At 63.8% G+C, this 25,570-nt stretch carries 20 protein-coding genes; 11 read left to right on the forward strand and 9 right to left on the reverse strand.

The window, feature by feature from the left end; all coding sequences use genetic code 11:
• The first annotated feature begins 60 nt into the window (after positions 1 to 60).
• Positions 61 to 1,677, forward strand: coding sequence for a M28 family peptidase (locus NCG91_RS07735; RefSeq protein WP_251349282.1), 1,617 nt, complete (start codon positions 61 to 63; stop codon positions 1,675 to 1,677).
• A gap of 140 nt (positions 1,678 to 1,817) precedes the next feature.
• Here the strand turns inward: NCG91_RS07735 and NCG91_RS07740 are convergent, their stop codons facing one another.
• The 3 genes from NCG91_RS07740 to NCG91_RS07750 all read right to left on the reverse strand — a co-directional run bounded on the left by NCG91_RS07740 (position 1,818) and on the right by NCG91_RS07750 (position 6,327).
• The gene (locus NCG91_RS07740) at positions 1,818 to 2,234 is read right to left on the reverse strand and encodes an SRPBCC family protein (RefSeq protein ID WP_251349283.1); all 417 of its coding nucleotides are present in this window, start codon (positions 2,232 to 2,234) and stop codon (positions 1,818 to 1,820) included.
• A 132-nt stretch (positions 2,235 to 2,366) separates the two neighbouring features.
• Positions 2,367 to 3,065: a dienelactone hydrolase family protein gene (locus NCG91_RS07745; protein ID WP_099665616.1), complete on the reverse strand. Its 699-nt coding sequence runs from the start codon at positions 3,063 to 3,065 to the stop codon at positions 2,367 to 2,369.
• Positions 3,066 to 3,153: 88 nt separating this feature from the next.
• On the reverse strand, positions 3,154 to 6,327 hold the full coding sequence (locus NCG91_RS07750) for a DUF6701 domain-containing protein (protein WP_251349284.1): 3,174 nt from the start codon (positions 6,325 to 6,327) through the stop codon (positions 3,154 to 3,156).
• Positions 6,328 to 6,442: 115 nt separating this feature from the next.
• Between NCG91_RS07750 and NCG91_RS07755 the strand changes: the two genes are divergently transcribed.
• Positions 6,443 to 7,447 (forward strand): GlxA family transcriptional regulator, encoded by a 1,005-nt coding sequence (locus NCG91_RS07755; protein WP_251349285.1) that lies wholly within the window; start codon positions 6,443 to 6,445, stop codon positions 7,445 to 7,447.
• 12 nt (positions 7,448 to 7,459) lie between these two features.
• Here NCG91_RS07755 and NCG91_RS07760 read toward each other — a convergent pair whose 3' ends face one another.
• Complete coding sequence (locus tag NCG91_RS07760) at positions 7,460 to 7,693, reverse strand: hypothetical protein (RefSeq protein WP_034784311.1); 234 nt, start codon at positions 7,691 to 7,693, stop codon at positions 7,460 to 7,462.
• A 118-nt stretch (positions 7,694 to 7,811) separates the two neighbouring features.
• On the reverse strand, positions 7,812 to 8,918 hold the full coding sequence (locus tag NCG91_RS07765) for an S-(hydroxymethyl)glutathione dehydrogenase/class III alcohol dehydrogenase (protein ID WP_034753481.1): 1,107 nt from the start codon (positions 8,916 to 8,918) through the stop codon (positions 7,812 to 7,814).
• A gap of 216 nt (positions 8,919 to 9,134) precedes the next feature.
• Between NCG91_RS07765 and NCG91_RS07770 the strand changes: the two genes are divergently transcribed.
• The 3 genes from NCG91_RS07770 to NCG91_RS07780 all read left to right on the forward strand — a co-directional run bounded on the left by NCG91_RS07770 (position 9,135) and on the right by NCG91_RS07780 (position 11,986).
• Positions 9,135 to 10,583: a PQQ-dependent sugar dehydrogenase gene (locus NCG91_RS07770; protein WP_251349286.1), complete on the forward strand. Its 1,449-nt coding sequence runs from the start codon at positions 9,135 to 9,137 to the stop codon at positions 10,581 to 10,583.
• Between the two features lie 117 nt (positions 10,584 to 10,700).
• Entirely contained in the window at positions 10,701 to 11,144 is a 444-nt protein-coding gene (locus NCG91_RS07775) for a thioesterase family protein (RefSeq protein ID WP_077399141.1), read from the forward strand.
• Between the two features lie 41 nt (positions 11,145 to 11,185).
• The gene (locus NCG91_RS07780) at positions 11,186 to 11,986 is read left to right on the forward strand and encodes a substrate-binding periplasmic protein (protein ID WP_251349287.1); all 801 of its coding nucleotides are present in this window, start codon (positions 11,186 to 11,188) and stop codon (positions 11,984 to 11,986) included.
• A 29-nt stretch (positions 11,987 to 12,015) separates the two neighbouring features.
• Here the strand turns inward: NCG91_RS07780 and NCG91_RS07785 are convergent, their stop codons facing one another.
• A complete protein-coding gene (locus tag NCG91_RS07785) occupies positions 12,016 to 12,534 on the reverse strand; it encodes a DUF3016 domain-containing protein (RefSeq protein WP_251349288.1) in 519 nt (172 codons plus the stop codon).
• A gap of 421 nt (positions 12,535 to 12,955) precedes the next feature.
• On the opposite strand from NCG91_RS07785, the gene NCG91_RS07790 reads away from it, so the two are divergent.
• Positions 12,956 to 14,461: a DUF3369 domain-containing protein gene (locus NCG91_RS07790; protein ID WP_251349289.1), complete on the forward strand. Its 1,506-nt coding sequence runs from the start codon at positions 12,956 to 12,958 to the stop codon at positions 14,459 to 14,461.
• A gap of 193 nt (positions 14,462 to 14,654) precedes the next feature.
• Here NCG91_RS07790 and NCG91_RS07795 read toward each other — a convergent pair whose 3' ends face one another.
• A complete protein-coding gene (locus NCG91_RS07795) occupies positions 14,655 to 16,610 on the reverse strand; it encodes a GAF domain-containing sensor histidine kinase (protein WP_251349290.1) in 1,956 nt (651 codons plus the stop codon).
• 185 nt (positions 16,611 to 16,795) lie between these two features.
• Between NCG91_RS07795 and NCG91_RS07800 the strand changes: the two genes are divergently transcribed.
• The 5 genes from NCG91_RS07800 to NCG91_RS07820 all read left to right on the forward strand — a co-directional run bounded on the left by NCG91_RS07800 (position 16,796) and on the right by NCG91_RS07820 (position 24,513).
• Positions 16,796 to 18,343 carry a C13 family peptidase gene (locus tag NCG91_RS07800; protein ID WP_251349291.1) on the forward strand — a complete coding sequence of 516 codons (1,548 nt, stop codon included), beginning with the start codon at positions 16,796 to 16,798 and terminating at the stop codon, positions 18,341 to 18,343.
• A 42-nt stretch (positions 18,344 to 18,385) separates the two neighbouring features.
• Complete coding sequence (gene czcI, locus NCG91_RS07805; protein ID WP_099665624.1) at positions 18,386 to 18,754, forward strand: cation efflux protein, CzcI family; 369 nt, start codon at positions 18,386 to 18,388, stop codon at positions 18,752 to 18,754.
• 106 nt (positions 18,755 to 18,860) lie between these two features.
• Positions 18,861 to 20,099: a TolC family protein gene (locus NCG91_RS07810; RefSeq protein ID WP_251349292.1), complete on the forward strand. Its 1,239-nt coding sequence runs from the start codon at positions 18,861 to 18,863 to the stop codon at positions 20,097 to 20,099.
• 12 nt (positions 20,100 to 20,111) lie between these two features.
• Positions 20,112 to 21,317 (forward strand): efflux RND transporter periplasmic adaptor subunit, encoded by a 1,206-nt coding sequence (locus NCG91_RS07815; protein WP_251349293.1) that lies wholly within the window; start codon positions 20,112 to 20,114, stop codon positions 21,315 to 21,317.
• 25 nt (positions 21,318 to 21,342) lie between these two features.
• Positions 21,343 to 24,513, forward strand: a complete 3,171-nt coding sequence (locus tag NCG91_RS07820) for an efflux RND transporter permease subunit (protein WP_251349294.1) — start codon at positions 21,343 to 21,345, stop codon at positions 24,511 to 24,513.
• 133 nt (positions 24,514 to 24,646) lie between these two features.
• Here NCG91_RS07820 and NCG91_RS07825 read toward each other — a convergent pair whose 3' ends face one another.
• Together NCG91_RS07825 and NCG91_RS07830 are read right to left on the reverse strand one after the other, a co-directional pair.
• Entirely contained in the window at positions 24,647 to 25,159 is a 513-nt protein-coding gene (locus tag NCG91_RS07825) for a hypothetical protein (protein ID WP_152252198.1), read from the reverse strand.
• 122 nt (positions 25,160 to 25,281) lie between these two features.
• Entirely contained in the window at positions 25,282 to 25,518 is a 237-nt protein-coding gene (locus NCG91_RS07830) for a hypothetical protein (protein ID WP_251349295.1), read from the reverse strand.
• Between the last annotated feature and the right edge of the window lie 52 nt (positions 25,519 to 25,570).

Here is a 25,570-nt window from a genome sequence, read left to right on the forward strand (position 1 = left end):
CATTGCGGTAGAGTAAGATTACCGCTGCTTTGCTTTCCCGTATTCACTTTTGGAGTTGTCATGCGTTTTCCCTTCGTCCTCGCCGCCAGCCTGTTCAGCACGGTTACCCTCGCCCAACCGCTCGTTGCCGAGGCGCCCCTGCGCGCCCACCTGTCCTTCCTGGCCGACGACTTGCTGGAAGGACGCGGCACGGGCCAGCGCGGCGGCGATCTGGCCGTGCGCTACCTGGAAACGCAGGCGGCCGTGGCCGGCTTACAACCATTGCCGGACGGCACGTATCGCCAGGCGCTGACCATCGTCGGCAGCAAGGCCTTGCCATCGAGCACAGTGACCTTCAGCGCGGGCGGCAAGACCTTGTCCCCCGCCTTCGGCCAGGACATCGTCTTTGGCGCGGCCAATGGCCAGCAGACAGTGGCGTTCGACGCGCCCGTCGTGTTCGCCGGCTACGGCATCCGCGCCCCCGAAGAGCAGTGGGACGACTTCAAGGGTGCTGATTTAAAAGGAAAAATGGTCATCCTGATGGTCAACGACCCGCAGCCGACCGTTGCCGAACCGAACCGCTTTGCCGGCAAGTCGCTGACCTGGTACGGCCGCTGGGTCTACAAGTACGAGGAAGCGCTGCGCCAGGGCGCCGCCGGCGTGCTGCTGATCCACACGACGGCGTCCGCGTCGTATCCGTGGTCGGTGCCGGCCAACGGTTTCGGCCATGAACGCTTCAACCTGGCCGGCGCGGGCAATGCGATGGAAGGCTGGCTGCAGGAAGACATGGCGCGCGCCCTGTTCCAGGCGGGTGGGCAAGACCTCGATGCCTTGCGCGCGCAGGCGGAAACGCGCGAATTCCGTCCCGTGGCCTTGAACGCCACGGTCAAGGTGGTCTTGAACAGCCAGATCCGCAGCATCGAGCAATTCAACGTGGCCGGCATCGTGCCGGGCACGGATCCGAAACTCAAGGACGAAGCTGTGATTTACTCTGCCCACTGGGACCACCTGGGCAAGGATGACGAAGGCAGCGCCCGCTCAGGGCAAAGCGACCACATCTACAACGGCGCCATCGACAACGCCTCGGGCGCGGCGGCCCTGCTGGCCATGGCGCAAGTTGCGGTAAAACAACCTGCACGGCGCACGCAGATCTTCCTGTGGCCGGCCGGCGAGGAAACGGGCATGCTGGGAAGCACGGCCTACACGCGCAAGCCCCTGTGGCCGCTGGCGAAAACGGCCGCCGACCTGAACCTCGACAGCATGAATTTCGTCGGCAAGACGCACGACATCGGCGTGGCCGGCGCCGAGCGCAGCAGCCTGTACGCGAGCGCCGCCAAGGTGGCCAAGCGCATGGGCTTGCGCCTGGCGCCCACCATTCCCGACCTGTCCGGCGCGTTTTACCGGGCCGACCACTTTGCGTTTGCCAAGGCTGGCGTGCCCGCCTTCAACGTGGGTTCGGCCGTATTTTCCGGCGACGGCTCGTTCGACTTCGTCAAGGAGCCGAAAGCGTCCGGCGAACGCCTGGTGGCGTTCAAGAAAGATTACCACCAGGTAACGGATGAATACCACCCGTCGTGGGACCTGTCGGGCATGGTGCAGCAGGCGCAGTTCACCCTGAACCTCGGCTATGAAGTGGCGAACGACAAGAATTTGCCTGCATGGAACAAGGGCGAAGCGTTTGGCAAGGTCAAACGCTAGGCGCCATGCAAAACACCGGCATGTGCCGGTGTTTTTTTAAGAGTGCTGGACAAAATGTTCAGGGCTAGGCGTGTTGCCGAAGACAGTACGAATGTACGGCGAGGCAACGCAACAACGCCATGGACTTTTTGTCAGGCGCTCTAAATTGCCATGATGCGTTTCAGGTCGATGAATGCCGTTTCATACAGGTGCTGGAACGCACCCACCATGACTTCTTCCACGCCTTCGGCCGCGTCGAACTCGCTGGCCCATTCCGCCACGCAGGAAGCGCCGCCCGGCTCGCCCGTGACGCGCAGAGTGGAGCGGTAGTTCTTGACGGGGATCGGCCCCGAGACGATGGTGTAGCTGTAGCTCTTGTCCGCCTCGCTGTAGCTTTGCAGGCGTTCGGCGATGATGGCGCCGTCCGTGGTTTTCAGGCGGCGCACGCGGCCGCCGTGTTCGGACAGGCTGGTCTTGATCGAGCTCGACCATTCAGCCAGCGACTGGAAGCCGCCGATAAAATCCCACACGCGTTCGGCGCTTGCCGCCAATGTTACAGAAACAATTACTTGGGCCATCTTTAATTCGGTTCCTCATCCAGGTTTGCCGGGCGTTGCCCGGCACAGCCGCTATTTTAGCGCCCATGCGGCTTTGTTGCTGGGCGCGTATTGGGCTCGAGAATAACAACTGGCCGGCCTGGCGAGGCAGCCTTACAGGTTTTCCGCCAGGAAAATCAAGGAATTGCCGTGCGCGTGGGCGGCGGCGCGCTGCTGGTAGCTGTCGCGGTGGGTGCAGTTGAAACCGTGCTCGGCGCCCGGGTAGATGTGGATTTCCACGTCTTGCCGGTCTTCGAAGCGTTCGGCGATCTTTTGCACGGCTTCCGGCGGAATGTGGCTGTCCTGGCCGCCGAAATGCATGAGCAACGGCACCTGGATGCGGTCGGCCAGGTCCAGCTTGTTCTGGATGCCGCCGCCGTAATAGGCGATGGCCGCGTCGACCAGGCCAGCCGCGGCCGTCTGGAACGACAAGCGGCCGCCAAAGCAGTAGCCGACGGAGGCCAGCTTGCCCGTCACTTCCGGACGCGCGCGCAGGACGGCGATGGTGGCGGCGATATCGGCGTCGGCGTGGGCATTGTCGGTAGCCTGCATGAGTTCGACGGCGCGCTTCCAGCCGTCCGCGTCATAGCCCAGTTCGATGTGCGCACCGGCGCGCCAGAACAGGTCGGGCACCAGCACCACGTAGCCATCGGCCGCGTACTGGTCGGCCACAGCGCGGATGTGCTCGTTGACGCCGAAAATTTCCTGTAACAGGATGATGGCGGGGCCCTTGCCCACGTGCGGCACGGCCAGGTAAGCCTGGAAGCTGCCGTCCGGGCCGGCGATATCGATCCACTGCGATGTTGTGCTCATAGAAACTCCAGTCTGAGGTTGGGGGGAATGCCACAGCCAGGCATGTTACTGGTTTTTCCCTCTTTCTGCGCCCACCCTTTGTCCTGGCTCAATACATCTCGCGCAGGTAAATCACCGGGCCCGACTTGAAGACGCCAAAGACGACGGTGCCCACGGTGCTGGGCAAGTACGCGATGCCGGGCACGGACACATCGACGCTGCCGGTCTTGCCGGCGCCGGGCGCCGCCACAATCAGGCGTCTATTCGGCGGCAAGATGCCCTTGTCGAACGTATAAGTAATAACCGTGTTAGCGGGGAATGCAAAGTCCTTGCACACCAGTGTTTTCTTGCAATTGGCAAACACCACCTGCGCGCTGCCGAAGGCGCTGATGCTGTCCAGCAGACTGGTGACCCAGGTCTTGCCGTCCCAGTACTGCGCCTGCACGGCCAGGCGCACGGGATAGCGCTCGGAACCGTAGTCATGCGGCACCATCAGGCGGCCCGTGAACACGGTCAGCTGCGCTTCCTTGCCATCGGCCGGCGCCGAGCTCACATTGCCAGCTGCCGGATAGGCATACGTCGCGCGCAGCAGCAGCCCCGTCGGCGATGCCAGCGCTGTCGGCTGCTTGGGCACGGCATAGGCGGCGGGGAAGCTGTAGGCGATGGCGCGCGTGGCAACGCCATTGGTAAAACTGGTGACGGGTACGCCCGTCACGGCCGCAGGTACTGTTGCCCCATCCGTCAGCGTGCTGCCCGATGGCGCCGTGGGCGGATATTTGTTGTTCCCCGTGGCCGCGTCATACGGGACCAGCGGCACCTGCGTTTTGTTGATGTCGGCATTCCTGGCGTCGAAGTTCTTCGTCTCGTTGCCGGCGGCCGTCTGGGCGCGGATGGTCAGGTCAAAGGGCTGGCGCGAATACACGGCGCGGTTGCCGGCGCACACGAGCGGCGCGCTGCACGGGAAAGGAAACTCCGTCTTCGCCCCCCCCGGGAGGTCCACTTGCTTGACGACCAGCTCCGTCACAAAGTGGTGCGGATAAAAGAGCACGGGGTCGCTCGTCCCCGGCGACGTCAGGCTGCTGCCCAGATAACCGTTTTGCAGCGCGGCCGTGAAATTGATCTGGCCCACTTCGGGCCAGACCAGCGGCGGCGCCGTGATGATGCCCCCTTTTTTCAAGAAATCGAGATCGCCGCCGACCGTCGGATTGGCAGGCGTGTTAACGTCCGGGTTTTCGTAGACCGGCGCCAGCAAGATATTGCCAAGCACGACTTTTTGCACGGCGACACCGCTTTCGTTGCCGAAATTCTTCGTCACGGCACCGGCCGCGTTGACGGCCGACAGCATGATGGTCGTACCGGACGTCAAGGGCGCCGCCGCCAGGCCCGCGCGCTGAATCGGCGCCAGCTTCGTGAACAGAAATTTCGCTGGCGCCACGATGACCGTGCCGCTGCCGCTCATGTCCAGGCCGTTATCGCTGCCGCTTTTCGGATTGTAGGCAGCCGTCAGGAGCAACGCTCCCGCGTCGGCATACAGCATGTTCGGCCTGGCCACGCCATCGGCGCCGAACGTCACATTCACCTTGGTGCTCGCCACGGCGCAGCTGCTCTGGTCGCTGCCAGCCAGGGCGACATAGCTATTTTGGACGCTGTCAAAGATGCGCGCAGGCAATGTTCCCTTGTCCGGATTGCTGTACCCGCAAGTCAGGTTCAATTGCTTGGTCTGGCTGGCGAACATGGGCACGCACACGTCCCTGTTGCCGGACGAGGTCTGCAAGGCGCTGATTTCCAGTACGGCCACGTCCTCCGCGTAGCGCGGAACGCCGCTTACCTGGAAGCCGCTGGAGAGAAAGCTGATCTGGCAATTGCTCGTGTTGCCGCCGCTCTTGCACACCAGCGCGCCCGTCGTGGCGGGCGTGCTGACCAGGCTCAGGGTGGCGATGCCCACCGTGGTCTGGCGCACCGTGACATTGGCGTTGACGCCGCTGGCATCGATCTGCGTCGACACGCCGCCCGGGCTGACGGTGACGCTGGGGCTACCCTTGTACACCGCGCTGCAGCTGGCGTCGGCGCAGGCAGTCACCGTCACCGTGGGCACCTGGCAAGTGAGCGCCGTCAGCGGGTGCTCGATCTGGAAATGGTGCAGTCCGCTCGGCGTGCCGGGCCCGCACTTCGGCCCCATCGGTTCATTGAAGGCCCAGCCGCTGTTGTTCGTCACGCAACTGCACGGGTTCGACGGTGTATACGCCTTGCAAGTGATGGTTTGCTGCACCCGGCCCTGCCAGCCCAGGGTGATGTGGTCGACCAGCGCATTGCCCGTGATATACGCGTTGGACGAGTCCAGCGTGACGTTGCCGCCCTCGACATTACCCTTCACGCCATTGCCGGAGGCGATGCTCAGGGAGCTGGACGCTTTCACGTCGCCCGTGACCAGCAGGCCCGAGGCCTTTAAGTCGATGGTCGGCGACGTCAGGTTGCCCTTCACCTGGCTGCCCGAACCGACTGTCAGCGAGGTGCTGGCCGTGATATCGCCCTGCACCTGGCTGTTCGCTGCCTCGATGCTGACGACGGGCGCCTTGGTGGTGCCATTCAGGTTGCTGCCCGAACCAAGGCTGAAGGAATTGACCGCCGTCACGTCGCCGGTAATCGACACGCTGGAACTGGTGGTGATGCTGCTGCCGTTGACGGGTCCCGTTATAGTCGAGCTGGAGCCGATGCTGACGTTGCCGCTGGCCTTCACGCTGCCCGTGATCGTGACCTTGGAATTGCCGCTGATCGAGCCGCCGCTGATGGCGCCATTCAGCGTCGAGCCGGAGGAAATGTCGATATTGCCCGTGGCCGTGATATTGCCCGTCACCTTCACGGGCGTGCCGCCCAGGGAAACGGACGCCGCCGAGATATCGGCCACGAGCACGGTGCCGCCCTGCGACCCCACCTTGAAATTGCCGCCCTTGGCCGTCAGGCTGCCGCCCGTGATCTTCAGGTTGGGCGGATTGACATTGCTGATGTCGATATTCTTGTTGGCCGTCAGGGCCGCCGTGCCGCTCATGCTCAGGCCCTGGTTGTAGTCGATGCTCACATCGCTGTTGACTGTCACGCCATAGCCGCTGGCGATGACGACGTTGTCGGTGCTGCCCATGATCAGGCTGGCGCACGTGTATTGGGTGCTGGACGCCGGCAGGGTGCAGCCGCTGACGGCGCCGCCATTGAAATTGAGCGTGGCCGCGTGGGCAAGGGTTGAGCCCAGCAGCAATGTCAGGGCGGCAAAAATGTGGAGTAAGCGCACGATATCGAGGAATCCGGTGGGTGGGGAGCCAGCGGGCGCGCGGATTATTTCATGCTAACCTACGCCATCGCTGTTGTTGCATTATGGCAGTATTTATCCCCCTCGCGCATATCGCATGATCAAGCAAAGCCCCAAAGAATTTCCCCTGCGCACCGTCGACATCATCGTCTATCCCGGCTTCAAGGCGCTCGAAGCCATCGGCGCCATGAAAGTGTTTGACTACGCCAACACCCATTTGCGCCTGCGCAATCTGCCCGGCGGCTACGACGTGCGCATCGCCTCGACAGCCGTCGGCCCGGTCGAGTCGGACACGCTGATGTCGCTGCACGCCAGCAAGGCGCTCGATGTGAACCGCCTGCCCGACCTGGCCGTCATCGTCGGCTGCCACCACGTCGAGCAAGTCTTGCAGGATATTCCAGCCCTCGCCGCCTGGGTGGCCGAGGCGGCGCCGCGCATCGATACCCTCGCGGCCCTGTGCACGGGCTGCTTCTTCCTGGCCGAGGCCGGCGTGCTCGACGGCAAGAGCGCTGCCACGCACTGGAGCGCCGTGGATAGCCTGCGCCAGCGCTATCCATTGATACAGGTCAATGCCGATGCGATTTTCGTGCGGGAAGGGAAATTCTGGACGTCGGCCGGCGTGACGGCCGGCATCGACCTGGCGCTGGCCCTGGTGGAAGACGATTTCAGCCGCGATATCGCGCTGGAAGTGGCGCGCGACCTGGTCGTGTATCTGAAGCGGCCCGGCGGCCAGTCGCAGTTTTCCGTGCACCTGTCGAGCCAGATGACGACGCACCCGACCATCCGCCAGTTGCAGGGCTGGATCATGGAGCATCTTGCCGAAGAGCTTACCGTGCCGCTGCTGGCGGCCAGGCTGGCCATGAGCGAGCGCAATTTTACGCGCGTGTTCCAGCGCGAAACGGGCACCAGTCCCACGGAATTCATCGACACGGCCCGCTTTGAAGTGGCGCGCCGCTTGCTGGAAGACAATGTGTCTTCCTTAAAACAGGTGGCCGTGCAGGCGGGCTTGCACAGCGAGGACAGGCTGCGCCGCCTGTTTCAAAAGAAACTCGCCATCACGCCGCGCGATTACCGCGAGCGCTTTTCCAGCACGGCGCGCTAGGCGCAGCGGGTATCAGCGCGGCTTGCCGTGACGCACGTGGCGCGTCGCCAGTTGACGGCTCTGCCGGGCCAGCGGCGTAAACAGGAGTGCGCACAGCAGATACGTGGCCAGCAGCGCCAGCCAGATGGCGGGCGTGGCGAGGCTGGCGGCATTGCTCCACCACAAGGCCAGCAGGGAAGACAGGGCCGCGCCGAGGAAGACGGGCAGCATGCGGCGCAAGGTCGCGAGGTAGGCAGTGGCAAACATGGACGGCTCCCGAAGCAAGGCGGTGATGTCTTCACACTAGCAGGGGCAGGCAGCGAAGTACAGCGCGCCGCCCTGCCCCGTCCGTCAAGTGTTGCGCAATGAGTACAGTCAGATAAAATTAATACAACACGACGGAACGGATCGATTCGCCGCTCTTCATCAGGTCGAAACCTTCGTTGATGCGCTCGAGCGGCAAGCGGTGCGTGATCAGGTCGTCAATGTTGAGCTTGCCTTCCATATACCAGTCGACGATCTTCGGCACGTCCGTGCGTCCGCGCGCGCCGCCGAAGGCCGAACCGCGCCATTCGCGTCCCGTCACCAGCTGGAATGGCCGCGTGGAAATTTCCTGGCCCGCCGCCGCCACGCCGATGATGAAGGACTTGCCCCAGCCCTTGTGCGTGCACTCGAGCGCCTGGCGCATCAGGGTCGTGTTGCCGACGCACTCAAACGAATAATCGGCACCGCCGTCCGTCAGTTGCACGATGGCATCGACGACGTTTTCCACTTCATTCGGGTTGATAAAGTGCGTCATGCCGAACTTGCGCGCGATGGCCTGGCGCGCCGGATTGATGTCGATGCCGATGATTTTATCGGCGCCCACCATCTTCGCCGCCTGGATCACGTTCAGGCCGATGCCGCCCAGGCCGAACACGGCCACGTTGGCGCCCGCCTCGACCTTGGCCGAGAACAGGACGGCGCCCACGCCCGTCGTCACGCCGCAGCCGATGTAGCAGACCTTGTCGAACGGCGCGTCGGAGCGGATTTTCGCCAGCGCGATTTCCGGCACGACGATGTAGTTGGAAAAGGTGGACGTGCCCATGTAGTGGAACAGCGGCTGGCCATTCAGCGAAAAGCGGCTGGTGGCGTCCGGCATCAGGCCGCGGCCCTGCGTGGAGCGGATGGCCTGGCACAGATTGGTCTTTTGCGACAGGCAGAACTTGCACTGGCGGCATTCCGGCGTGTACAGGGGAATGACGTGGTCATCCTTTTTCAGGGTCGTCACGCCCGGACCCACGTCGACGACGACGCCGGCACCTTCATGGCCGAGAATGGCGGGGAAGATGCCTTCCGGGTCGGCGCCGGACAGGGTGTAGTAATCGGTATGGCAGATGCCCGTGGCTTTCAGCTCGACCAGCACTTCGCCAGCGCGCGGGCCGGCCAGGTCGACTTCTTCGATGGTCAGCGGGGCGCCCGCTTTCCAGGCAATCGCGGCTTTGGTTTTCATGTGTGTCATTCCTGCTCGGTTTCAGATGCGCCATTATCGGGCGCCGGCGGGCGCCGCGGCGCAAGTGCCGGCGCGCTTGTCCGAAAACGCGGCGCATTTGTCCGATGCCACCGTACGTTTGCGCCAGCTCAAACTTCCCGCCGCCAAGACGCGCATTCTTGGCACAAGCCCATCCCCTCTTGAGCAGCCATTGCGTCGTTCCCGCAGGAGACTGACATGCGCCATTTCCTTTCCCGCTTGCCGCTGCCCTGGCTGGTCCTGCTGCTGGCATGCTGCCTGGCGCTGCTGGCTGCCTGTGGCGGCGGCCATCACCACCCTGCGCCGGGCGCCACCACGGGGAACCTGACGGTCACCCTCGGCGGCTTGCCGGCCGGCGTGGCGGGCGCCGTCACGGTCACGGGGCCTGCGTCGTACAGCAAGACGCTGACGGCCAGCACCACGCTCACTGGCCTGGCGCCCGGCGCCTACGCGGTTGGCGCCGCCAGCGTGACGCAAGGCACGGGGACGCTGGCGCCCACGCCCGTCACGCAGCAGGTGCAAGTCACTGCGGGGGCGACAGCCAGCGCCAGCGTCACGTATGCGGCAGCCACGCCGCTGGCTCTGCGCCTGCAGGAAGTGGCCAGCGGACTGGATGCCCCCCTCTTCCTCACGGCGCCGCCCGGCGACAGCCGTTTGTTCATTGTCGAACGGGCCGGCCGCATCCGCGTGGTGCAGAACGGCAGCCTGCTGGCCACGCCCTTCCTCGACATCAGTACGCTCACCACCACCAGCGGCGAACGGGGCTTGCTGTCGCTGGCCTTCCATCCGCAGTACGCCAGCAATGGCTATTTCTTCATCTATTACACCAGCCTGGCCGGCGACATCGTCATCGAGCGGCGGCAAGTGTCGGCCGGCAACGCCAACGTGGCCGATCCCTTGTCCGCGCTGGCCATCCTCACGATTGCCCATCCCACCTTCAGCAACCACAATGGCGGCTTGCTCAGCTTTGGCCCGGACGGCTATCTGTATGCGGGCACGGGCGATGGCGGCAGCGGGGGCGACCCGCCCGGCAACGCGCAAAACACGAATGTACTGCTCGGCAAGCTGCTGCGCCTGGACGTCAACGCCAGCAACGTCGCCCAGCCGTACGCCATTCCACCCGGCAATCCCTTTGCCTCGGCAGGCGGACGCCCTGAAATCTGGGCCTACGGCTTGCGCAATCCGTGGCGCTACGCCTTCGACATGCCGGCCCTGCTGCTGTATATCGCCGACGTGGGCCAGGCCAGCTGGGAAGAGGTCGACGTGCGGCCCGTGGGCCAGGCGGGCAACAACTATGGCTGGAACATCATGGAAGGCACGCAGTGCTACAACAGCCCCAGCTGCAACCAGACGGGGCTGGTCTTGCCCGTCATCACCTACGGCCACGATGCAGCCGGCGGCTGCTCGATCACGGGCGGCTATGTGTACCGGGGCGCAGCACTGCCGGAACTGGCGGGGCAATACCTGTATTCCGACTACTGCAGCGGCTGGCTGAAAAGTTTCAGCTACAGCAATGGCACGGCCTCCGCCGTGACGGACTGGGGCATCGCGAACGTGGGCAACATCGTGTCGTTCGGCCAGGATGCTCAAAACGAGCTGTACGTGCTGAGCGGCACAGGGAAAGTCTACCGGATCGCACGCAAATAGTGCCCCTGCGCGATGCCTGCAGCACACGGACGATGGGACGTTTTTCGACGGGACGCGGGGAACCGGCTAGAATTGGTTTTTTCCGCCGCGCCCTGCGCCCCAGCTCAAGAGAACACCATGGCCCGTTTGAAACTTGAATTCCCCGAAGACCAGTACTGCTATTCCTCGCAACTGACGGTACGCACGACGGACATCAACGCCGGCAACCATCTCGGCAACGATTCCATGATTTCCATGATTTCCGAGGCCCGCGCCCGCTTCCTGTTCGAATATGGCGTGCGCGACATCGAAGCGGACGGTACCGGCATCATCGTCACCGACCTGGCCACCACCTACCGCGCCGAAGCCCATGCACGCGACCAGTTGCTGTTCGAAGTGGGCGTCATGGATTTCAACAAGTATGGCGGCGACATCACCTTCCGCATCACGCGTCCGCGCGACAGCACCCTGATCGCCATGGCCAAGTCCGGCTTTGTGTTTTTCAACTATAAGCTCAGCCAGGTCGTGCCCATGCCGGAAGATTTCGGCAGCAAGTTCCCGCAGGTGAACTGGATCGATTGAGGCGCGGTACATTCCGGCCATCATCCTGTATGCTTGTCAGGATGATATGTAAAATTGACCTGCGCCGCGCCGGCGCCTGCCTGCTGGCCGCCCTCTGCGCGATGGCCGCCCCCGGCATCGGCCATGCCGCGCCGCAAACCGTCATCCTGTACGGCGACGACGACTATGCGCCATACAGCTATGTGGAAAACGGCGTCTTCAAGGGTATGTATGTCGATATCCTGCGCCAGGCGGCCAGCGCGATGCCCGCCTACCGGCTGGAACTGCAGCCGCGCCCCTGGAAGCGGGGCCTCGATGCGCTGGAAAAGGGCCAGGTTTTCGGCCTGTTTCCGCCCGGACGCAAGACGGAACGGCCCTACGTGCAGCCGTATTCGGCCATGCTGTACCGCGAATCGGTGGTGCTGTTTTGCCATGACGCCGTCATGCGCACGCCGCGCACGCGGTTTCCCGCCGACTTTGCCGGCCTGACCATCGGCGTCAATACGGGTTTTTTACTCTCGGAAAAACTGATGGCGCCGGCCCGCGAGGGACTGCTGCGCCTGGAAGCGGCCAAGGGCAATGAAGCCAATCTGAAAAAACTGGCCTTGCGGCGCATCGATTGCTACGCCAGCGACCGCGGCGCGGCACGCCACACGGCGCGCCGGCTGGGCGGCGAACTGGCCCGTTACGGCTTTGCCTTGCACGAAGTGCTGGAATTGTCGTCCGAAGCGACGTATATCGCCTACAGCGCGCGCAACACGCCGGCCTACAAGGCCGATTTCGTCGCGCAGATGAATGCCGCCCTGCTGGCCCTGCGGCATAGCGGCCAGCTGGCGCGCATCGAACACGCTTATTTGCGTTGATCAGCCCGGCACTTCGCGCCGCGGCAAGATCATTTGCGTACCGGACTCTTCACTTGCGCGCCGAACGTGCTCGCAAACCAGTCATCGATCATCTGCTTCTCATAGCGCAGCTTGTCGCCGCTGGAATAACGATTGATGCGCGTCAGATAGGACATATCGGACAGGGCCGCATCGGCGCTGCCGATGACCTTGCCATCTTGCTCCAGCACATAGTGCAAGCGTATGCGCGGCCAGTCGGCCTGGCCGGTCATCACGCGGAAATCCTGCGCAGAGCGCATGGCGGGATTTTCACGGCCAGCCATGTCCAGATCCGTCACATCGATCTTCAGGGTTAGCCCGGGCTTGAGCGCCTCTCCCCGTTTTGCGAAGTGCGCCGCCAAGTCCTTGAGGACATTCTCACGCTCCGTCCGATCGAAAGACACATCCGAGAATTGTTCCGGCTTGGTGAAATGCACTTCCGTGCCCGCCCAGGCGGCAGTGCTCGCCAGCAAGGCAAGACCAGCAATGAAGGTACGCGTCGTTTTCGTTTTCATGATGAGTCCTTTCAAGAATGTGGATGGCCTGCGGCCATTTTTTACTTCTCAATATAGCGCGATGCGTTTCATTCTAAAGGGAAACTAATACATTGTTACTTTTCTTGCACCGCGTAACGAACGAGGCTTCGTCCCACCGATTTTTTTTACAGATTCATTGGCAATATTAATTAAAACAAAGTATTGTCTTGAAAATATAGTTGCCTAAGCGATAAAGTATACATAGTGCCGGCAGCGTGGATTTAAAGTGCTTTTTTGATATGCATGTTGCATGAGTTTAGTCAATTATTCTTGCTTGTTGTTAATACTTGGCTGTCAGTCTACAATCGATAAAATGCGCCCGAAAAACGCGCAACGCCAGTAGTGGCGCACAGGCAAGCCTGGCGCGGGCGTCTCAGTATTGCGTCAGTTATGCCTTTTAGCGGAACTCGCCCTTATGTCATTTTTGTCTTCAGCATCGCCCAAGTTACCTCCCTGGAAAGTCCTGCTCGTCGACGATGAACCCGACATCCATGACATCACCGAACTGACACTGAGCCGTTTTCGCCTCGAGGGCCGCGCCCTGAGTTTCGTGCATGCCTACAGCGGCGCCGAAGCCAAGCAGGTGCTGGCGCGCGAAGCAGGCATCGCGCTGGTGTTTCTCGACGTGGTGATGGAGCGCGAAGACAGCGGCCTGGAAGTGGCGCGCTGGATGCGCGAAGACCTGGGCAACCAGTTTACGCGCATCGTGCTGCGCACGGGACAGCCGGGACAGGCGCCGGAAGAGCGGGTGATCGTCAACTACGACATCAACGACTACAAGGAAAAGACGGAACTGGACCGCACCAAGCTGTTCACCACCACCTTTGCCGCCCTGCGCGCCTACCGCGACATCATGAAGGTGGAAGAGGCGCGCCAGGCCCAGCTCCACTACCGCGAAGGCCTCGAGCGCGTCATCGCCGCCTCGGCGCACATCTTCAAGCAGCGCAACCTGCGCGACTTCGCCAGCGGCCTGCTGCAGCAAGTCGTCGCCCTGCTGCGCCTGGAAACGAGCATGCTGCTGCGCCTGCGCGGCGCCAGCGCCATTTCGGGCGAACAGGATTATGAAATCCTCGCGCAGATCGGCGACACGGACGACGGCATCCTCAGCCCTTCCCTGCTGTCGCAGCTGGACGACGCCAAGAGCAACAAGATCTCGCGCCTGCACGGCGACACCTATGTCGGCTATTTCCCGAACAGCAGCGGCAAGGCGTCCTTACTGGTACTCAAGGGCGTGGAAGAAATCTCCGACCTCGATGCGCAATTGCTGGAAGTCTTCTGTTCCGGCGTGGCGATCGCCTTCGACAACATCCTGCTGACGCAGGAAATCACCGATACCCAGGCCGAGCTGATCCTGCGCCTGGGCGACGTGGTCGAATCGCGCTCGCACGAAGGGGGCAACCACGTGCGCCGCATGGCCGAAGTGTGCCAGCTGCTGGCGCAGGCGTCCGGCATGTCGGACGAGGAAACCATGGTGCTGCGCCACGCGGCGCCCATGCATGACATCGGCAAGATTTCCACGCCCGACGCCGTGCTGCTCAAACCGGGCAAGCTGGACGCGGCCGAATGGGAAATCATGAAGCAGCATCCGACGGTAGGCATGTCCATCCTGGACGGCTCGCAGCGCCCGCTGCTGAAGGCGGCCGCCGTGATTGCCCACCAGCACCATGAAAAATACGACGGCAGCGGCTACCCGCAGGGCCTGGTCGGCGAGCACATCCACAAATACGCGCGCATCGCCGCCGTCGCCGACGTCTTCGACGCCCTCATGCACAAGCGCTGCTACAAGGACGCCTGGCCCCTGGAGCGCGTGGTGGGCTACCTGCGCGAAGTCAGCGGCAGCCACCTCGATCCGCAATATGTGGAGTTGCTGATTGCCAATCTCGACGAAGCGCTTGCGTTAAATCAACGTTTTCCAGACTAGCAGGCCCCACGAGCGATACGCACGCCGGCAAAACACGCTTCGGCCCACGCCCCCAACACGGGCATTCCGGGCCAAGCGGACCTGAAAAATGTCGAGGGCAAGGCGCAGCGACGCAGACAGTACGCATGTACGGCAAGGAGCTGCAACGCCGCCATCGGCATTTTCTCAGGCCCGCGTCTCCGGCCCGCCGCTTTTAGGTTTTCAAGGACACATCATTGAACCCGAGCGGGAAACGGATTTTATAGTGCAATCCCATGCCCGGCGCGCTGACCACCTTCACCGTGCCCCCCAGCGGCCCCGTCACCAGGTTATAGAGAATATGCGCACCCAGGCCGCTGCCGCCGGAACCCCGCTTGGTCGTGAAGAAGGGGTCGAACAGCTGGCCCAGGGTGGCGCTGTCCATGCCCATGCCGTCGTCGCTGTAGTCGAGTTCCAGCATCTCGCCGGCCGTGCGCACGCTGATCCTGATCTTGCCCGGCTCGCCTTCGACAAAGCCGTGCACCAGTGAATTGACCACCATGTTCGTGACGATCTGCGAGACGGCGCCCGGATAGCTGCGCAGCTGCACCTCGGGCGCGCAATCGATGTCCACCTTGACGGGCTTGCCCTTCAGCTTGGGCTGCAAGGACAGCAGGATTTCATCGAGGTATTTGCGCAAGTTAAAGCTGCGCAATTCGTCCGACGACTGGTCCACGGCCACCTGCTTGAAGCTGCGCACCAGCGCCGCGGCGCGCTGCGTGTTCGTCGTCATGATGCGCAAGGTCTGGTCGATGATGTCGAAAAATTGCCGCAAGCCATCTTCATCGAGCTGGCCGCCTTCCAGGTCTTCGCGCGTGAGCTTCAATTCCTGCACCAGGTGGCTGGTGGCCGTCACGCAAATGCCCAGCGGCGTATTGATTTCATGCGCCACGCCCGCCACCAGGCGCCCCAGCGAAGCCAGTTTTTCCTGGCGCACCAGTTCCGACTGCGCCTCCTGCAAGGCGCTCAGGGCGCTGTTCAGGGCCGCGTTCTGCTCTTCCAGCGCTTCCTTGGCCCGACGCATGGCGCTGTCGGCCTGGATGCGGGCCATCGCCACGGCCACGTGGCTGGCCATGAAGGCCAGCACGTCCAGTTCCGCCTGGCCATACACGACGGACGTGTCATAGCTTTGCACGATGATCACGCCATATTTCCGGTCGCCCAGCAGCATGGGCGCGCCCATCCAGCTGGCGATGCTGGTATTGCCCAGCGGCTCTTCCATCTCGCCGCTGGCCACCAGCGCCGCATAGCTGTCCGCATCGAGCAGGCAAGCCTGGCGCCGCGCCAGCACATAGGAACTCATGCCGATGCCGTAATGAAAGCGTTTCACGGGCGCCTGCGCATCCTTTTCGTCGACGAAATACGGGATCGTGATGTCCTTGTTGTCCGGGTGATACAGGGCGATGAGGAAATTCTTCGCCGTCACCAGCTCGCTGATGATGGCGTGCAGGCGCGTATACAAGGTCGTCGCATCGGATGCCTGCGCCGACAGGTTGGCGATTTCATACAGCGCATGCTGCAGGTTTTCCGCGCGGCGCCGCTCGGCCACCTCGTGCGCCAGCAGGGCCGTGCGCTCCTGCACCGCCTTTTCCAGCCGGTCCATGCTTTGCATGCCTTGCAGCGCGCTCGACACGTGCGTGGCGATCAGCGCAAACAGGGCCTGGTCTTCCAGGCTGAAGCGGTGCTGGGCGTCGTAGCTCTGGATGACGATGGCGCCCAGCACCTGGTGCTGCTGGTCCAGCAGCGGACAGCCGATCCAGTGCTCGGCCGCCGTGCCCCCGCCCCAGGCGCCGCCGCCGATGGCGCGCATGGCGTCGTCGTCGGCCGTCATCACCAGCTGCTTGCGGTTGACGATGACCCACGCCGTGGGCGACTGCGCGGCGCTGGCCAGGCGCACGCCCTCGTCCGGGTCGGGCGCGGCGTCGAATTCGTCGACAAAATAGGGAAAGCGCACGAGGCCGTCGTCGCGGTCGCTGAGCGCGACATAGAAGTTCGCCGCATACATGATGCGTCCCAGCGCCGCATGCACCGCCTGCAGGAATTCACTGATATCGCTGCAGGTGCTCGAGCGCTGCCCGATTTCCAGCAACACGGTTTGAACGGCTTCCAGGCGGCTGAGGCGGCTTTCCATGGGTGACTATGTACCTTGTGCAAGTATATGTTCTGAAAATCAATATTATCAGTTCAGCCCAACCTTGGCACGGCATAAAACGGAGAATCTTGTCTTGAGGCAGAGCAACACACGCCACGCGCGCATTTGCCACGCTGGCAATACAGTGGCAGACTAGGCCCCTTCCTACAGACCAGACCGTCCTCATGACTGCCACGCTACGCGCCTCGCTTCGCCCCTACACCCTCGCCGGCCTGCTGGCCTTTGCCGCGCTGGGCATGCCGCCCCTGTGCGCCGCGCCAGCCAAGGCGCCGGCGGCGGAAACGGCCGATGGCGGACGCTATTTCGGGCCCCTCGTCGCGGGCAAGATGCATGGCCAGGGCCGGCTCGAATATGCGAGCGGCGCATTTTACGAAGGGGGCTTCGCGCGCGGCGTGTTTTCCGGCCAGGGCAAGCTGCGCCAGGCGTCCGGCGTCGAATACGCGGGCGCGTTCAGTCAGGGCGCCTTCGATGGCCTCGGCCGCTACACCTCGCCCAAGGGCGAAATTTACACGGGCAACTTCGTCAAGGGCAGCTTCGAGGGCGTGGGCCGCTTCCAGGGCGCCGACGGCGCCACCTTCGAAGGCCATTTCAAGCACTGGCGCCCGCACGGCGCCGGCAAGCTGACCGACACGGACGGCACCGTCTTCGAAGGCGAATTCGTCCAGGGCCAGGTGCAGGGCAAGGCCACCGTCACCACCAGCGACGGCATCCATTACGAAGGCGAACTGAAAGACTGGAAATTCGAGGGCCAGGGCGTGCTGCGCACGGCCGAGGGCGACGAATACCGGGGCGGCTTCAAGAATGGCCAGTTCGACGGCAAGGGCGTGCTGCGCTACGCCGTGGCGCAGGCGGACGGCCGGCGCGAAGACAGCGGCAACTGGACGGAAGGCCAGCTGGACGACCCGGCCCTGGACAAGCTCACGCGCGACAATATCGAGCTGGCCCTGTACAACCAGCGCACCCTGCTCGACGGCGCCCTGGCGCGCATCGCGCCGCGCGATGCGGCGAAAAAGATCAATCTGTATTTGCTGGGCGTGGCCGGCGACGGCGCACAGGAAGTGTTTCACCGCGAAACGGCCTTCGTGCAGCGCCAGTTCGACCGCGATTACGGCACCGTGGGCCGCTCCTTGATGCTCGTCAACAGCCGCAACACGGTGGCGCAGCAGCCGATGGCCACGCGCACCAGCATCGCCGCCAGCCTCGACGCGCTGGGCGCGAAGATGGACAAGGCCAACGACATCCTGTTCCTGTTCCTCACCAGCCATGGCTCGCCCGAGCACGAACTGGCGCTGGCGCAAAACGGCATGGACCTGCACAGCCTGCCCGCGCAGGAACTGGCGTCCATGCTCAGGCACAGCGGCATCCGCTGGAAAGTCATCGTGATCTCGGCCTGCTATGCGGGCGGCTTCATTGCCCCCTTGAAAGATGACAACACCCTCATCATCACGGCCGCGCGCAGCGACCGCACTTCGTTCGGCTGCGACGACCAGAACGATTTTACGTATTTCAGCGAAGCGTATTTCAAGGAAGCCTTGCCGAAAAGCAGCAGCTTCACGGAAGCGTTCGACAAGGCCAAAGTGCTGGTGCAGGCGCGCGAGGCGGCCGATTTCCGCGAAGGCGGCATGGAAGCGGAAGAGCATTCCGAGCCGCAACTGTTCCAGGGCAAGGCCATCGCCGCGCAATTGAAGGCGTGGCGCGCCCAGCCGCGCTGACATGGGCACGCCCGCCCGCCTTTCTGTACAATAGCCGTCACCATGCGTAAATTCTTCCTCATTTTGCTGCTGTTCGTGCTTCCGCTCCAGATGTCCTGGGCTGCGGCGAGCGCGTATTGCCTGCACGAGGAAGGCAAGGCGGCGCAGCACCTGGGCCACCACAGCCACCAGCACAAGGCGGATGCGGACAAGCAGCCCGCGGGCGATAAAAAAGTGGCGGACCAGCAGAAAAAAAGCCAGCCGCACAGCGACTGCAACGTCTGCCACGGCATCGGCCACGCATGGCTGCCGGCCGGCTCCAGCCTGCCCATCGGCGACATGGCTTCCGTGAACGCGGACACTTCCCCCTTCTTTTACGCTTCCCACATCCCGGACGCTCCCAAGCGCCCCGACTGGTCGTCGGCCATCTAGGCCGACGGGACGTCCCCTTTTGTCATAACGCAATGCGCGCCCTGAAATAATCCGGGTGCAGGCCTGCGCGTCCCGTCGAATTCTTTTCCATACCTTGGAGAATTCGATGCACCGATCCATTTACCTATTGCTACTCTCTGCTGGCCTGCTGGCCGGCAACTTTGCCCACGCACAATCTGGCGTGGAACCCGCAGCACCCCTGACCCTGCCCGCCGCGCTGGCCCTGGCGGAGGGCGGCAACGCCACCCTGTCGGCCGCCCGCCATGAACTGGCGGCGCAAGGGGGCGCCCTGCAACAGGCGCGCGCCCTGCCCAACCCGGAATTGCAAACCGTGCTGGAAGACACGCGGCGCGCCACGCGCAGCACCACCGTGCAGCTCAACCAGCTCATTGAACTGGGCGGCAAGCGGGGTGCGCGCACGGCCGTCGCCCAACGCGGCGCAGACCTGGCGCAGGCGGGCCTGTCCCTGCAACAGGCGGACACGCGCGCCGCCGTCACGTCCGCCTTTGTCGACGTGCTGGCCGCGCAGGAAGGCTTGCGCCTGGCCGACAGCGCGCAGGCGCTGGCCGCGCGCGCCAGCGACATCACGGCGCGCCGCGTGACGGCCGGCAAGGCGTCCCCGGTCGAGGAAACCCGCGCCAGGGTGGCCGAAGCGAGCGTGCGGCTGGAACTGAACCTGGCGCGCAGCACCCTGGCCAGCGCCCGCCAGCGCCTGGCCGCCCTGTGGGGCAATGCCACGCCCCGCTTCACACTGGCAGAGGGACGCCTGGAAACCTTGCCGGAGCTGCCCCCCGCCAGCGAACTGGCAGCGCGCATGGCCCAGGCCCCTGCCGTGCGCCAGGCGCAAAGCGCGCTGGCCCAGCGGCAAGCCATGCTGGACGTGGAACAGCGGCGTTCCACGCCCGACGTCACGCTCAGCATCGGCATGAAGCGCTCGGAAGAGCTGGGCCGCAACCAGGCCATCATCGGCCTGGCCTTGCCGCTGCCCCTGTTCGACCGCAATGCGGGCAACAAGCTCGACGCCTTGCGCCGCAGCGACAAGGCCAGCGACGAGCTGGCTGCCGCCCGCATCGCCGTGCAAACGGCAGTGGCCGCCGCCAGCGAACGCCTGGCCACGGCCAGGCTCGATGTGGAGAGCTTGCGCCAGGACATCTTGCCTGGCGCGCAAAGCGCCTACGACGCGGCCAGCAAGGGCTTCGAGTTCGGCAAGTTCGCCTTCCTCGACGTGCTCGACGCCCAACGCACCTTGCTGCAAGCCAAAAACCAATACCTGCGCGCACTGACGGAAGCGCAGCACGCCGCCGCCGACATCGAGCGCCTGCTGGGCACGCCAGCTCCTCTGTAAGGAACACCATCCATGAACATCCCACGCAACAAAAAGCAGGCGATCGCCATCGCTTCCATCGCCGCCGCCGGCATCGTGCTGGCCGTTCTCATCCTCGGCACGGGCAATTCCAAGACCCCGCCGCCCGCCGCCGCCAAGGCGGAGGCGCATGCTGAAAAGAAAGACGAACATGGCCACGAAGAAGTGGAAGGCAAGCTGGAATTGACGGCGGCGCAAAGCCGCGCAGCCGGCGTCGTCATCGCCACGGCCGCGCCCGGCCGCATCAAGACGACGGTGGCCCTGCCCGGCGAAATCCGCTTCAATGAAGACCGCACGGCCCACGTCGTGCCGCGTCTGGCTGGCGTGGTGGAAGCCGTGCACGCCGACCTGGGCCAGCTGGTCAAGAAGGGGCAAGTACTGGCCGTCATCGCCAGCACGGAACTGTCGGAACAGCGCAGCGCACTGCTGTCGGCGCAGCGGCGGCTGTCGCTGGCCCGCTCCACGTATGAGCGCGAAGAAAAACTGTGGCGCGAGAAGATTTCGGCCGAGCAAGATTATCTGCAGGCGCAGCAAGCGTGGCGCGAAGCGGAAATCGCCGTGCAAAACGCGCAGCAAAAGCTCAGCGCGCTGGGTGCCAACTCCACCAGCAAGGGGCCGCTGAACCGCTACGACATCCGCGCGCCGTTCGACGGCATGGTGCTGGAAAAACACATCACGCTGGGCGAAGCCGTCAAGGAAGATGCGAACATCTTCGTCATTTCCGACCTGTCGACCGTGTGGGCGGAAATCGCCGTGCCCGCGAAAGACCTGGCCACCGTGCGCATGGGAGGCAAGGCGGAGGTGAAAGCGTCCGCGTTTGATGCCAGTGCGCAAGGCACGATCACCTACGTGGGCGCGCTGCTGGGCGAGCAGACGCGCACGGCCAAGGCACGCATCAGCTTGCTGAACCCGGACATGGCGTGGCGCCCGGGCCTGTTCGTCACGGTGGAAGTCGTGTCCGGCGAAGCGGACGCGCCCGTCACCGTGCAGAGCACGGCCATCCAGACGGTGGAAGACAAGCCCGTCGTCTTCGTGCAGGTGAAAGATGGCTACCAGGCCACGCCCGTGGTACCGGGCCGCAGCGATGGCAGCTTGACTCACATCAAGCAGGGCCTGGCCGCCGGCACGCCGTACGCGGCGCAAGGCAGTTTTGTCCTGAAGTCCGAGCTGGGCAAGGACTCCGCCGGTCACGAACACTGATCACGTCAAGGCTAAGGAAACCATCATGTTTGAACGCTTGATCCGCTTCGCCATCGACCAGCGCTGGCTGGTGATGCTGGCCGTGGCCGCCATGGCCGGCCTGGGCATCTACAGCTATCAAAAGCTGCCCATCGACGCCGTGCCCGACATCACCAATGTGCAGGTGCAAATCAATACCCAGTCCGCCGGCTATTCGCCGCTGGAAACCGAGCAACGCGTCACCTTCCCCATCGAGACGGCCATGGCCGGCTTGCCCAACCTGGAGCAGACGCGCTCGCTGTCGCGCTACGGCCTGTCGCAAGTGACCGTGATCTTCAAGGATGGCACGGACATCTATTTTGCGCGCCAGATGATCAACGAGCGCTTGCAGGAAGCGAAAGAAAGCTTGCCAACAGGCATCACACCGAAGATGGGTCCCGTTTCCACGGGCCTCGGCGAAATCTACCTGTGGACGGTGGAAACGCAGGACGGCGCGAAAAAGCCCGACGGCACGCCGTACACGCCGACGGACTTGCGCGAAATCCAGGACTGGATCATCAAGCCGCAGTTGCGCAATGTCACGGGCGTGACGGAAATCAATGCCATCGGCGGCTACGCCAAGCAATACCAGGTGGCGCCCTACCCGGAAAAACTGGCAGCCTACGGCATCAGCCTGCAAGACGTGGTGACGGCGCTCGAGCGCAACAACAGCAACGTGGGCGCCGGCTACATCGAACGGCAGGGCGAGCAACTGCTGATACGCGCGCCGGGCCAGGTGGCGTCCAAGGACGACCTCGGCAACATCGTCGTCGCCAATGTGCAGGGCGTGGCCATCCGCATCCGCGACGTGGCCGACGTGGTGCTGGGGCGCGAGCTGCGCACGGGCGCGGCCACGGAAAACGGCCGTGAAGTGGTGCTGGGCACCGTGTTCATGCTGATCGGCCAGAACAGCCGCGCCGTCTCGCAAGCCGTCGACAAGAAGATGGTGGAGATCAACCGCAGCCTGCCGAAAGGCGTGCACGCCGTCACCGTGTATGACCGCACGGTGCTCGTCGACAAGGCCATCAATACGGTGAAGAAAAACCTGCTGGAAGGCGCCGTGCTGGTGATCGCGATTTTGTTCCTGTTCCTTGGCAATATCCGCGCGGCCGTCATCACGGCCATGGTGATTCCGCTGGCCATGCTGTTCACGTTTACGGGCATGGTGCAATACCACGTGAGCGCCAACCTGATGAGTTTGGGGGCGCTGGACTTTGGCATCATCATCGATGGCGCCGTGGTGATCGTGGAAAACTGCGTGCGCCGCCTGGCCCATGCGCAGCAAAAACTGGGACGGCCGTTGACCTTGCAAGAACGTTTTCACGAAGTGTTTGCGGCATCGCAAGAGGCGCGCCGGCCCTTGCTGTATGGTCAGCTGATCATCATGGTCGTGTACCTGCCCATCTTCGCGCTGACGGGCGTGGAAGGCCGCATGTTTACGCCGATGGCCCTGACGGTCGTCATCGCCCTGCTGGGCGCCATGCTGCTGTCGATCACCTTCATCCCGGCCGCCGTGGCGCTGTTTATCGGCGACAAGGTGGCGGAGAAGGAAAACGCCATCATGCGCGCCGCCAAGCGCTGGTATGCGCCGCTGCTGGACAAGGTGATGCGCAACACGCCCGTCGTGCTGACGGGCGCGGCGGTGGCCGTGGTGCTGTCGGGCTTGCTGGCTACGCGCATGGGCAGCGAATTCGTGCCCAGCCTGAACGAGGGCGACATCGCCATCCAGGCCTTGCGCATCCCCGGCACCAGCTTGACGCAATCGCTGGCCATGCAGCAACAGCTGGAAAAAAAGCTGATGAGTAACCACAAGGAAATCGCGCGCGTGTTCGCCCGCACGGGAACGGCCGAGATCGCGTCCGACCCCATGCCGCCGAATATTTCCGACGGCTACATCATGCTCAAGCCCCGCGACCAGTGGCCGCAGCCAAAGAAATCGCGCGAGCAATTGCTGGCGGAAATCGAGGCGACAGCCACCAGCTTGCCAGGCAACAATTACGAGTTTTCGCAACCGATCCAGCTGCGCTTCAATGAACTGATTTCCGGCGTGCGCAGCGACGTGGCCGTGAAACTGTTCGGCGACGACATGGCCGTACTCGACGGCACGGCGGCGAAGATCGCTGGCGTGCTGGGCAAGATTGCGGGCGCCACGGAAGTGAAGGTCGAGCAGACGACGGGGCTGCCCATGCTGACGGTGCAGATCGACCGCGAGCAGACGGCCCGCTATGGCCTCAACATTGCCGACGTGCAAGCGGCGATTGCCACGGCCATCGGCGGGCAGGAAGCGGGCACCCTGTTCCAGGGCGACCGCCGCTTCGACATCGTCGTGCGCCTGCCCGACAGCCTGCGCAGCGACCTGGAGCAACTGAAACGCTTGCCCATCGCCCTGCCCCTGGGCGCGGCGGCGGAAGGCCGCGCGCGCTTCATCCCGCTCGGTGAAGTGGCCAGCCTGCACGTGGCGCCGGGGCCGAACCAGATCAGCCGCGAAGATGGCAAGCGCCGCATCGTCATCAGCGCCAACGTGCGCGGGCGCGACATCGGCTCGTTCGTGGCGGACGCCACGCAGCAGCTGCAAGCGCAGGTGGCCATTCCCGCCGGCTACTGGACCAGCTGGGGCGGCCAGTTCGAGCAATTGCAGTCGGCCACGAAACGCCTGGAGCTGGTGGTGCCCGTGGCGCTGGCCCTCGTCTTCGTCTTGCTGTTCGCCATGTTCGGCAACGTGAAGGATGGCTTGCTCGTGTTCAGCGGCATCCCGTTCGCCTTGACGGGCGGCATCGTCGCCCTGTGGCTGCGCGACATTCCCATGTCGATCTCGGCGGCTGTGGGCTTCATCGCCCTGTCCGGCGTGGCCGTGCTGAACGGGCTGGTGATGATCGCCTACATCCGCCAGCTGCGCGAACAGGGCATGCCCTTGCAGGAGGCGATACGCGTAGGGGCCATCACGCGCCTGCGGCCCGTGCTGATGACGGCGCTGGTGGCCTCGCTGGGCTTCGTGCCGATGGCCACTGCCACGGGCACGGGCGCTGAAGTGCAGCGTCCGCTGGCCACCGTGGTGATCGGCGGCATCCTGTCGTCGACAGCCTTGACCCTGCTGGTGCTGCCGCTGCTGTACCGGCTGGCGTACCGCAAGGAAGACGAGGTGGAAATGCACACCGCGCCCGAAGGCGCGGCGGTGTAGTCCTGGAACCAGGCGTAGCAAAATCGTAGCGAGCGGCTTCGAGGCTCGGCGCCCCCTTGTGGCTGAGAAGCGCAGCTGTACTCAAGTACAGCGAGCATCGGAGGCCGCAAAGCGTGCCGCGCAGTAGATTTTGCTAGCCTGGCCGGCGGTAGCCGCCTTCGATCCAGTTCGCGGCGGATGTCGCATTGAACTTGAAGGCAGCCGAGGTGCGCACCTTGGCGATCTGTTCGCCGTCGGCGTCGTAGGCGCTCAGTTCCGCATACGGGTGGTCTTCGTCGGGCACGATGTCGAACATCACCTTGATCTGCCCCTCGTCGGTGGCGACGAACAGGTTCTTGTGCAATTGCGCATGCAGCTGCTGCTCGTGGCGGCGCAGCACTTCCGACGCCGTCTTGACCAGCGTGTTGAACGCATTGACGTCGAGCGGCTTCGGGTTTTTCTTGTCGCGGCCCATGGTCCACGGGCCCACCAGGGCTGGCTCCGGTTCGCCATCCTTGATCATGGCCACGGCCCAGCCTTCATCTTCCTCGTTCTTGATCACGCGCGCCGTCCAGCCATTGCCTACCCACAGGCGCGGCTCCTGGATCGGGGCATCGTTGTCCTGCTCGGCTGCTTCGTCGGAAAAATCGGGGAAATCGGTACTCATGGCGGTGCTCGTGATGGAAGGTCGGGGCTAGCATGATAGTCGAAAACGCCCACCCGTGCCGCCTTGCCGCAAGCGCGACGGCACGTCATACAACACGAGGCAGCCTGCCGCCACGGCGGCTGTCAGCACATGGACATGGCAGGCCGGTTGGGCCAGGTCAGCGGCGGACCGGGCGGTACCCAGCGCGGGTCGATGGCCGGCAGCGGCGCATGGTAATTGAAGGGGTTGATGATGATCGGCGGTATCGCCGATGGCGCGCCGACGGGTTCGGCGCAGGACTGCGTGGCGCTACGCTGGCGCATGATGCGATGGTCAGGGGGGGATAGCGATTGATCCCCGGTATCTGCAAACAAAAGCATGTTGCCCTCCTTGCGAGACTGAGGTATTCAGTATAGGACGGCTTGCGCGCAT

It is taken from the genome of Janthinobacterium kumbetense (assembly GCF_023703445.1).
GTDB classification, from domain to species: Bacteria; Pseudomonadota; Gammaproteobacteria; order Burkholderiales; family Burkholderiaceae_D; genus Janthinobacterium; species Janthinobacterium kumbetense.

Bases quoted from the DNA above. Each gene is read 5' to 3' on its own strand.
- NCG91_RS07825 (WP_152252198.1), bottom strand. From the start codon at position 25,159: ATGAGTACCGATTTCCCCGATTTTTCCGACGAAGCAGCCGAGCAGGAC.
- NCG91_RS07760 (WP_034784311.1), bottom strand. From the start codon at position 7,693: ATGTTTGCCACTGCCTACCTCGCGACCTTGCGCCGCATGCTGCCCGTC.
- NCG91_RS07815 (WP_251349293.1), top strand. From the start codon at position 20,112: ATGAACATCCCACGCAACAAAAAGCAGGCGATCGCCATCGCTTCCATC.
- NCG91_RS07770 (WP_251349286.1), top strand. From the start codon at position 9,135: ATGCGCCATTTCCTTTCCCGCTTGCCGCTGCCCTGGCTGGTCCTGCTG.
- NCG91_RS07810 (WP_251349292.1), top strand. From the start codon at position 18,861: ATGCACCGATCCATTTACCTATTGCTACTCTCTGCTGGCCTGCTGGCC.
- NCG91_RS07780 (WP_251349287.1), top strand. From the start codon at position 11,186: ATGATATGTAAAATTGACCTGCGCCGCGCCGGCGCCTGCCTGCTGGCC.
- NCG91_RS07795 (WP_251349290.1), bottom strand. From the start codon at position 16,610: ATGGAAAGCCGCCTCAGCCGCCTGGAAGCCGTTCAAACCGTGTTGCTG.
- NCG91_RS07755 (WP_251349285.1), top strand. From the start codon at position 6,443: ATGATCAAGCAAAGCCCCAAAGAATTTCCCCTGCGCACCGTCGACATC.
- NCG91_RS07800 (WP_251349291.1), top strand. From the start codon at position 16,796: ATGACTGCCACGCTACGCGCCTCGCTTCGCCCCTACACCCTCGCCGGC.
- NCG91_RS07775 (WP_077399141.1), top strand. From the start codon at position 10,701: ATGGCCCGTTTGAAACTTGAATTCCCCGAAGACCAGTACTGCTATTCC.
- NCG91_RS07735 (WP_251349282.1), top strand. From the start codon at position 61: ATGCGTTTTCCCTTCGTCCTCGCCGCCAGCCTGTTCAGCACGGTTACC.
- NCG91_RS07820 (WP_251349294.1), top strand. From the start codon at position 21,343: ATGTTTGAACGCTTGATCCGCTTCGCCATCGACCAGCGCTGGCTGGTG.
- NCG91_RS07830 (WP_251349295.1), bottom strand. From the start codon at position 25,518: ATGCTTTTGTTTGCAGATACCGGGGATCAATCGCTATCCCCCCCTGAC.
- NCG91_RS07740 (WP_251349283.1), bottom strand. From the start codon at position 2,234: ATGGCCCAAGTAATTGTTTCTGTAACATTGGCGGCAAGCGCCGAACGC.
- NCG91_RS07745 (WP_099665616.1), bottom strand. From the start codon at position 3,065: ATGAGCACAACATCGCAGTGGATCGATATCGCCGGCCCGGACGGCAGC.
- NCG91_RS07790 (WP_251349289.1), top strand. From the start codon at position 12,956: ATGTCATTTTTGTCTTCAGCATCGCCCAAGTTACCTCCCTGGAAAGTC.
- czcI (WP_099665624.1), top strand. From the start codon at position 18,386: ATGCGTAAATTCTTCCTCATTTTGCTGCTGTTCGTGCTTCCGCTCCAG.
- NCG91_RS07765 (WP_034753481.1), bottom strand. From the start codon at position 8,918: ATGAAAACCAAAGCCGCGATTGCCTGGAAAGCGGGCGCCCCGCTGACC.